At 73.4% G+C, this 2,745-nt stretch carries 4 protein-coding genes; all 4 read left to right on the top strand.

All coding sequences use genetic code 11. From position 1 onward, the window contains the following. Positions 1-233 precede the first annotated feature (233 nt). The 4 genes from ACFWN1_RS32795 (at position 234) to ACFWN1_RS32780 (ending at position 2,668) form a co-directional block, all read left to right on the top strand. Entirely contained in the window at positions 234-521 is a 288-nt protein-coding gene (locus tag ACFWN1_RS32795; RefSeq protein WP_030814186.1) for a hypothetical protein, read from the top strand. A gap of 220 nt (positions 522-741) precedes the next feature. Further along, positions 742-1,230, top strand: a complete 489-nt coding sequence (locus ACFWN1_RS32790; protein WP_384370253.1) for a DUF5949 family protein — start codon at positions 742-744, stop codon at positions 1,228-1,230. A 99-nt stretch (positions 1,231-1,329) separates the two neighbouring features. Beyond that, a complete protein-coding gene (locus ACFWN1_RS32785) occupies positions 1,330-1,818 on the top strand; it encodes a tyrosinase family oxidase copper chaperone (RefSeq protein ID WP_384370250.1) in 489 nt (162 codons plus the stop codon). Beyond that, positions 1,802-2,668 (top strand): tyrosinase family protein, encoded by an 867-nt coding sequence (locus ACFWN1_RS32780; RefSeq protein WP_384370247.1) that lies wholly within the window; start codon positions 1,802-1,804, stop codon positions 2,666-2,668. The genes ACFWN1_RS32785 and ACFWN1_RS32780 overlap by 17 nt, the downstream gene beginning before the upstream one ends. Positions 2,669-2,745 lie beyond the last annotated feature (77 nt).

Below are 2,745 nucleotides of genomic sequence, written 5' to 3'. Positions count from 1 at the left end.
CGCGTACCGCGTGAGCGGGCGGCCGGGCCGCTGTCGTGTGTGAGCGCCGGGGGGCCACCGGGGATCGCCAGGGGGCCGCCAGCGGATCGCCAGGGGGTCGCCATGTGATCGCCCGCCGCATCGGCGGAATTTCATATGTCTTGTGCACACGGGGTTTCCGGCCCGGCCGCGACTCGTTAGGCACGGCGTCGGAAATCCCTGGGGCGACGCGAGTTGCCGAGGAGAGGAACATGATGAAGTCCCTGAAGGCCGCCGCCGTCCTGGCCGGTTCCATCGCCCTCACCGGCGTCGCCGCGCCCGCGTTCGCCTACTCCGGCGACCTGACGCCCAGCAGCCTGAACGGCGCCGTGGACCAGATCGCCAAGGGTGGTCTGAAGGTGCGTGACGTGATGCCCCTCCAGCACCAGTCGGACGCGCTGAACACCGAGAACAAGGACTCCGTCCTCAGCACCGTCAAGGGTGCGACCACCGCCCTGAACACGCACAACCCGCTGCTCGGCGGCCTGCCGCTCCAGAGCTGAGCGGGGGCGGGGGCGGAGGGCTGGACCGTACGGCGCGGACCGGCCCTTCCGCCGTGTCCGGACCGGCCCCCACCCTGACTGACAGCCCCCACCATGACGGACCGGCACTCCCGCCGTGTTCGAGGCCGCGTCCCCCGATCGTGTGGAGCACCTCCCGGAGGTCCCCCGGACGAGTGAGCGACCCCCCGGCCGGACCCCGGCCCGTGGATAGGGTCGCGCGGTGACCTCAACCACAAGCGCGGCCTTCCGCGCCGCCGACCTCGGCACCCTCGTCGTCCTGGCCTGGAGCGGCGAAGCCCCCGACGGCATGGACATGCCTTACCTGCTGGCGTACTCCCTCGGGGACGCCGAGGGCGGACCGCGCGCCACCTCGGCCGCCGTCACCCAGCTCCTGGAGATGAACGGTCTGACGATCGGCACCGTCATCGACGGCGCGACCCGGCCCAGCCTGCCCGTCTCCCTGCTCGTGGAGGCCGGCCAGGCCGTCGTCCGGATGCCCCAGCTGGTCGCCCAGGCCGACGCCCCGCCGGAGTGGCTGGACGCCGTCGCCCGGCGCGGACACGCCTACCTCGTCTTCACCACCCGCGCCTGGCCCGAGGGCCGCCCCGGTGTGTACATCGAGGCCGCCACGCTGGCCGGCTTCGCCGGCGCTGAGGAGACCCTGCTGACCGCCGCCCACGTCATGCTGCCGGCGCGCAGCCTGCGCTGACCCTCCGCGCCTACCCGGATGGCCGCTCGGCGGTGACCCCGGGCGCCCTCGCTCGGTTACCGCTGTGGACAAACCCGACCGCGGACGAGGGAGCGAGAGATGGTCGTAGATGCCGGTGGTGTGACCGTGGGGACGGAACGGCAGGTCAGAGAGGGTGCGGGCAGACCCTCACGGCGAGAGGTGACGCGCGGCCTGCTGGCCTCGGCGGCCGCCCTGGCGCCGGCCCCGGTGGTCGCCGCCTCCCGCCCGCTGCCCCCGGACGGTGAGCGGGGCGGCAGGTCCTTCGACGAGCACTACCGGGGGCATCGCATCCGGGGCTCCCTGGCCCCCGCCTTCACGCGTGGGGCGGGCGGGGGCGACTGGCAGATCACCGTCGACGGACGCCCGCTGCACCTGATGCGGCGCGCCGACAGCACCTGGATGAGCATGGTCGACCACTACACCTCGTACGCCACCCCGCTGGAGGCGGCTAGGGCCGCCGCGGACGAGATCGGTCCCGGCCGGCGGCTGCGCGAGCTGGCCCCGGGCCCGGTCGGCGGCGAGCACGCGGGACACGGGATGGGGGGCATGCATGGCGTACGTGCGTAAGAACGCCGCCACGCTCACCGCGAGCGAGAAACGGCGCTTCGTCGACGCCCTGCTGGAGGTGAAACGGCGCGGCGAGTACGACGAGTTCGTCCGCACGCACATCGACTACTACACGGCGGACGGCGAGAAGGGCCTGCGCGCCGCCCATATGACCCCCTCCTTCCTGCCCTGGCACCGCCGCTTCCTGCTGGAACTCGAGCGGGCGCTGCGCCGGGTGGACTCCTCGGTGACCTTGCCGTACTGGGACTGGACCCGTGACCGCGCCGCGACGTCCGTGCCCTGGACGAAGGACCTCCTGGGCGGCAACGGCCGCCGGAGCGACCGGCAGGTGACCACCGGGCCGTTCGCCTACGCGGCCGGGCACTGGACCATCACGGAGGGCATCACCGACGGCAAGTACCTCACCCGCGACCTCGGCCGCGCCGCCTCCCCGCTCCAACTCCCCACCAGGAGCGAGCTGCAGTGGGCGCTGGACGACCCGGCGTACGACGCCTCCCCGTGGGACTCGACCGTCACCCGGGGCTTCCGCAACAAGCTGGAGGGGTGGGGGACCGGCGGCGGCAGCGCCTCCTGGCACAACCACAACCGGGTGCACCGTTGGGTCGGCGGCGCGATGCTCGGCGGCGCGTCGGTCAACGACCCGGTGTTCTGGCTGCACCACGCCTTCCTGGACTACCAGTGGTACCGCTGGCAGCGGGCGCACGGCGGCCACCGGTACCTGCCGGCGAGCCCGCCCGGCGCCGGCGACAAGCAGCGCGGCCGGGTGGTCGCCCGCTTCGACAAGCTGCCGCCGTGGAACGTGACGCCGGACTCGCTGGAGGATGTGAGCGGGATCTACCGGTACGCGTGAGGTCGGCGGGCCTACGGTGCGGGCATGCGAAGAGCCCCGGCGCTCAGGGTGCCGGGGCTCTTCGCGTGGGGTGGGGC

Origin of the sequence: Streptomyces sp. NPDC058459, assembly GCF_042721685.1 — a bacterium.
GTDB lineage: Bacteria > Actinomycetota > Actinomycetes > Streptomycetales > Streptomycetaceae > Streptomyces.
The sequence above is the reverse complement of the archived record's forward strand: the minus strand, read 5'-3'. Positions and strand labels throughout refer to the sequence as shown.